Source organism: Occallatibacter sp. (genome assembly GCF_049582745.1).
GTDB lineage: Bacteria > Acidobacteriota > Terriglobia > Terriglobales > Acidobacteriaceae > Telmatobacter.
The window spans coordinates 1-6,012 of the sequence record NZ_JBAUUO010000159.1; the positions used below are offsets into that span (position 1 = coordinate 1).

The window sequence follows — 6,012 nt, forward strand, 5'->3', positions numbered from 1 at the left end:
CATTATTAGAATCATGGCTTTGCGAGAGGGAAATATCTGTAGATAATTCCAGCGAATAGACTTGGACGCAAATATTTCCAAGCTAAGGACTTAGAACGGAGCTCAGAGAGCAAAAAAATCAGAGGGGGATCATCGAGCAGAGATCTGAGTCATGGCGCGGCTGCGCTGCGGAAACTCGCCATAGTGTTATTGTGCTCCGGAAGCGGGAAATTACCTGCAAATGGGCAGCGAAAATCGTGCGCGCAGATTCAGGGACTTAGCGGAAAAATGAGTGCAAGGGGCTTGACAATGAGGGCAGGCTGGAACTCGAGGGCGTTGGCGGATGACCTATCTTGCATTCGCATAATTTGAATTCAGACCCATCTGCATTCATGATTCTTCGGTGTTTGAATCCGGGCACGGATTCCCGAATTTCTGCGTCCAAGAGAGAATCGGAAGTCTGTTTCCCCGGGGTCGTTCCGTTTTCGGTTATTCCGAGGAAACGTACATCATACGGAGGCCATTATGCGAACAAGATGGACACGGTGGTTGATGTTGTGCGCCGGTCTGGTGTGGGGCAGCGCCAGCGCGGCGCAGGCGCAGACCGATTTGGCGCTGAGCTTATACGGGGCTTTTCACGGAACAACAAACGGGAATGGAACGATCCAGAGTCCGGCGAACTCGGCGGGCGGAATGATCGAGCTGCGGCACATTTCAAATCCGCTTGTGGGGTATGAGGCGACCTACTCTTACAACCGCGCCAACGAGACGTATGCGCCGGCCGCTGGTGTCGGGACGTGCGTGGAGGGTGTACAGTGCGGGCTGCCGGCATCTGTGAAAGCCAATGCGCACGAGGTGACCGGGGACTGGCTGGTTTCGGTTCACGTGGCGAACCTGCGTCCATTCGTGCTGGGCGGCGTGGGACTGCTGTTCGATCAGCCGACGGGGAGCCAAAGCAACACGACCAGCGCGACCAAGCCGGTCTTTGTGTATGGCGCGGGGCTGGACTGGGGTGTATTTCCGCACCTCGGATTACGGTTTCAGTATCGCGGGAATCTCTACAAGGCGCCGGACTTGACGCGGCTATACACATCGACGAACACATTCACGCATACGTCGGAGCCGATGATCGGGGTGTATTTCCGGTTCTAGGAGCACAGCTATCAGTCATCAGCTTTCAGCGATAAGCGATTCGATTCTGCTGCGCGGAGTGGGAGTTTCTTGACCCCGACCTGACGAGTCAGGTCGGGGCACCTATGCACTGATTTACTGGTGGGCGCCGTGTTTTTTGAGGACGCTGACGGCGGTATCCTCATTGGCCTGCATTGCGTAGGCCAGGGGCCGCATCTGGTTTGCATCCTGGGCGTTCACGTCGGCACCCTTGTCGACGAGCAGACCGACCTCGCTCTGAAAGCCGAGGTGCAGAGCGCAGTCGAGGATGGTGTTGCCGTAGGCATCGGGGATGTTGGGATTCGCGCCATGATCGAGGAGGAACTTGACGTCGTCTTTCTGATCGCGCATGACGGCCCAGAAGAGGGGGGTGGCGCCGCTGGCGGCGCGGGCGTTGACGTCGGCTCCGTGGGCGACGAGGAGCTGCACCACTTTGTTGTGGTTGACTGCGAATTCGGCGAGGTCGAGCGGCGTGTAACCGTCCTTAAGTTCGTTCGCGGTCACTCCCTGCGTATTGAGTGCATTGGTGGTGTTGACGGCCTGGGAATGGAGCAGGATGACGGGATCCTGGTGATTGCTGGTAGAAAACTGCTTGCCCAGATCATCGGGGACGAACGGCGGGTAGTTGTTCTTTGCATTCACGTTGGCGCCGGCGTCGATGAGGACCTGCGCAACAGCGAGCTGGCCGTGCAATGCGGCCTGGTGCAAGGCAGTGTCGCCGTTCTTGTCTTTGTCGTTGACAAGCTTGGAGTCGGAGGCGAGGAGCTCTTTGACCTTTTTGACGTCGCCTTTGCGGGCCGCGTCCTGGATGGGTCCGCAGAAGGCGGGGGTGGCGAGGGTGACGGCTGCGAGGGATACTGCGACGGCACGCAAGGTGCGCGCAGCAAAAGAGGTGTGCAAATTGATCAACGTTTTCATTTTCTTCAGTCTCTCCGTGCAGATGAAAGGCAGGTTTCCTATTTGCCTATGGGCTACCGCGACCGTGACGCGGCCGGGGCACACTTCTAGAGACGGGAGAAAGCGGTCCGTGGTCGCATGCGATCGTGAAGCAGCCGGAGCGCGCCTCTGACACCTTGAATCTGGCAATTGCATAATTGGATCGGAGCGTTGGGTTCAACTCACACAATGGACGGATCTTGGACGGCGTTGCGGCTTATGAAGATGACGCTGATGTCGTCTTCCTGGCCAAAGGTTTGTGCGACGTCGGCAAGCTCCGCTGCGCCGGTGCCGGTGCGCAACAGCCCGTGTACGCGTTCGAAGCCGAAGAGATGGCCTTCCGCGTCTGTCGCTTCGGCGATACCGTCGGAGATGAGCACGAGTTTGTCCCCTGGCTGCAAATGGAACTGCATTACAGAGAATTCCGGCTCCTCAATCATGCCTAGTGGCAGGGCGCCCTCCATGGGGAGAGGATCTCCGTTGAGATAAGGCGGCAGGTGTCCGGCATTGGCCAAAGTTACGGCGCCATTGATTGCGATGCGGAGCGCGAGGCATGTCGCCTGTGCATCTGCTCGTCCCATGAGGCGGCGATTGAGCACGTGCAGAACGGACATTGGCTCTGAATCCAACTCTGCCGTGCTGCGAACGGCTCCCACCAGCAGGGCAACCAGCATTCCGGCTTTGAGACCCTTTCCCGTGACATCGCCAGCGACAATCAGCAAACTGCGATCGGATTTGTGGGGAATGATCTGGAAGAAGTCACCCCCAACCTCGCGAGCCGGGCGGTACTGGCATTCGATGGTAAGCCCGGGAAGTTCGGTACGGAGTTCCGGCAGAATAACCTGCTGTACCTCCTGCGCCTGTTTCACGTCGAGTGCCATCAATCGTTGACGGCGAATCGAAAGCAACAGGCGGCGCAACATGAGGAGCGCCATTGCAGCCAGCAGAATGAGACTGGAAAGCTGGCCGAGAAAGATGGTGAGACCGAAGGGGTACCAGAATACGGGAACGTTCAAGGACGACAACTCGGGCCAGAACATTCCCAGGCCTTCGAGGGGAATTACCGGCAAGACCAACCAACCTTCGAGTCCCTGCCTGCGAATACCTTGAAGGACGATCCATAAGATCAGCGCGAACAGGATCAATCGCAGGGCCAGCGAAACGTAGTGGAATGCAGCCGCCACCGGCTGGGTAATTGAGGGAAGTGATACGTCACCGATGCGGTAGGAGATCATCAGCAAGAGACTGATCAAGACTACGGCCCGCGGGAGCCCAGCTGGCCTGCGTAGACCGAACCACAGCCACCAGATGATCACCCAGCCGCCGAAGATCAGAGGCGCCAGGATGCAGTCGGTGAGAATGCGATTGGTCAGAATGCTCTGGTGCTGGTTCGTGAAGGAGTCAGCGACGAGGAGATTCAGCAGACACATCAGCAGAAAGACGGCGCCCATCCAGGAATAGACACGATCGGAGCGATCGAACAGAAGCAGGCTGAAGGCTACGATGGAGGCAATCGCGAACAGGAAAGTTCCAAGAACGTAAGCAGAGGCGGAACGAAAGGCGTCAAGTTTCTGTAATTGGATTTCAGCCGCGATGACTCCGGCATCGCCAAGCAAAGGTGCGGCTCGCAAGCCGCCAGTTTCGGGATCGGGAACGATTTCTCCGCGCTGTTTCCACACTCTGAAGACCACGAGGAGGGTGGGAGAGTCAGATTTCGCAAGGGACGTCTGGGAAACGGGGAACATCCTGGCTTGCGAGGAATAGATAACGGGCGGATGGTTGGCGGTGAAGTCGCCGAAGGAGCCCAGCAGTCTTCCATCTACGAAGACCTGATAGGCGTCGTCGACAACAGAGGGTCCCATCAACGCGAGATTGCCTGTGGGAGGCGCGCTGAGGTGAACCTGCATCCGATACCATGCGAAGCCCGCGTAGCCGGCATGCCCACGGGCCGACCATCCAGGAACGTATCCCGTGTAGCCGCCAACGGGTTCGTAGGCATCCTTCGCGGGGGTAAGGTCCACCGTTTCCCAAGCGGAGTCGTCAAGGCCGGGCTGCGCCCACAGCGGTTGCCGGGTAGAAGGATCGGCCGGCGAATCACCGATCATGAACTTCCAGGGTCCATAGAGGGGCAGGACTGCGGGGCCCAGAGATCCGCGCACTTCGTGCCCGGCTCCATCGGAGGGAGCCTCAGAAACCGCGGGGATGATGCCGCAAGCGAAGGCCAGCGGAACCGCAATGAAGAGGTGAGCGCAGGAGGTGCGAGTGCGTCTTGCCATTGCATGACCTCTGAAGGGGAAGCCACTGCAGGCACTATACCCAGAGTGGGGGATGATCGGAAATCTGATATGGTGTGACCCTGTCAACATCTTCGAATCGCTGGGGTGGTTTTTGTTTTGTTTCTTGCTTTTTCCCTTTCGAGGACAAGGTCAGCAGCAGCCGTGGCAGGTAATGGCGACGATTGATCAAGCTGATATTCGCGGGTCGGAACCGCATAATCATGATCCGTCGGGAGCTGCCTCTGACTACTAACGCGAGTCCGGCTGAGCCTGTCGCAAATTTCCGCCGAGGATTCTCCTTCGTGCTTGCTCCGGCTGCGGCTGACCTTGTCCTCGAGTTGGATAACGCTGTTCATGGGTTGATTGTTTTTGCTTTTTCCTTATCTGGAAAGTTTTTGCTTTTGCTCTTTCGATTTCTCTCACGCCGCCATTTGTTGCTTGGAGGCGATCGCTTCGGCCTTGATCCCGATGGCCCAGATAAAGCCCAGCAGTTCGCGCGCGACCGCCGTCATGGTCTTTCTCTGATCCTTGCCCCGGGCCGTCAGCGCCATGTAGCGCTTATGCAGGCGGATCTGCGCTTTCCATGCAATCTCGGTGATCTCTGCGGGAAGCCCTTGTTGTCGTTTGCGCAGCTTGGCTCCGACGCGGGGCAGATGTCGATAGCTCCAGGCCGATTCGACCACGATGCGTCTGAGATGCGCGTTGCCTGACTTGGTAATGCCTCCTCTTCGGATGCGCTTGCCGCTGGAGTCTTCGCTCGGAAATGCTCCGCTATAACCCATCAAGTCCCGCGCGCCCTCGAAGCGGGAGGTGATGTTGCCCAGCTCGACGGCAATCGTGACGGCCGAGATGTGTGCAATGCCACGCAATGCCTGTAAACCGCGGACCACTTCCCGCATCGACGCGGGAGCCAGCTCAATCACTTCCACAATCGACTTTTCCAACCGCGTGACACGTGCCGCCATGTGCTCGACTTCATTCAGACAATCGAGCAACGTGGCCTCCCGCGCCGGATGCGTATAGCGCACCTTCAGGACCCACTCCATGTATCGCGCCGTCCACGCCTTCACTCCCAGCGGAGGACGCTGGCCCGTACGCAGCAGCAACTTGGTCAACCGGTGTCGCGCGCGCAACTGATCCTGCTTGGCAGCCTCCCGCGCCCGGACAAGATCGCGCAATGCCTCTGAAGCTTCATCCGGCACCCACACCGCGGTCAGATCATCGGAGCGATGACTGCGCGCCAGCTTCAACGCATCCCGCGGATCAGTCTTGACCTTGTCCCCAGGCTTCTTCGGAACCAGCGACGGCGCCACCACATCGCACTTGACGCCCAACTGCGTCAGTTGCCAGTAAAGTACGAAACCCGTCGGGCCGGCTTCATAGCAGGCTCGCAACTGCTCCGGCGAACCAAGCTTGCGGATGAACTTACGAATCGAATCTTCCCGGTTGGCGATCGTTCCCAGGCTGCGAACCTCGCCATCAGGTTCCGCAACTGCTACAGCTATCGTTTCGGCATGGACATCCAAACCCAAAAATCGTAACTTCTCAGTCATGACCGGTTCCCTCCGCTTGTGGCTCTGGACTAAAGTTCTTAACAAACTCAGCCTAACCCACGACTAGCGCATCGAGCCGGTCACACCATAATGACTAC

4 protein-coding genes are annotated in these 6,012 nt (G+C 58.1%); 1 reads left to right on the forward strand and 3 read right to left on the reverse strand.

Going from position 1 to position 6,012, the window contains the following annotated elements:
- Positions 1 to 504 precede the first annotated feature (504 nt).
- Complete coding sequence (locus WCA10_RS22740; RefSeq protein ID WP_472824823.1) at positions 505 to 1,131, forward strand: outer membrane protein; 627 nt, start codon at positions 505 to 507, stop codon at positions 1,129 to 1,131.
- Between the two features lie 114 nt (positions 1,132 to 1,245).
- Here WCA10_RS22740 and WCA10_RS22745 read toward each other — a convergent pair whose 3' ends face one another.
- From WCA10_RS22745 to WCA10_RS22755, 3 genes are all read right to left on the reverse strand, one after another.
- Positions 1,246 to 2,067 carry an ankyrin repeat domain-containing protein gene (locus WCA10_RS22745; RefSeq protein WP_472824824.1) on the reverse strand — a complete coding sequence of 274 codons (822 nt, stop codon included), beginning with the start codon at positions 2,065 to 2,067 and terminating at the stop codon, positions 1,246 to 1,248.
- Between the two features lie 200 nt (positions 2,068 to 2,267).
- A complete protein-coding gene (locus WCA10_RS22750; RefSeq protein WP_472824825.1) occupies positions 2,268 to 4,361 on the reverse strand; it encodes a PP2C family protein-serine/threonine phosphatase in 2,094 nt (697 codons plus the stop codon).
- 419 nt (positions 4,362 to 4,780) lie between these two features.
- Positions 4,781 to 5,914: an IS110 family RNA-guided transposase gene (locus tag WCA10_RS22755; protein WP_472824826.1), complete on the reverse strand. Its 1,134-nt coding sequence runs from the start codon at positions 5,912 to 5,914 to the stop codon at positions 4,781 to 4,783.
- Between the last annotated feature and the right edge of the window lie 98 nt (positions 5,915 to 6,012).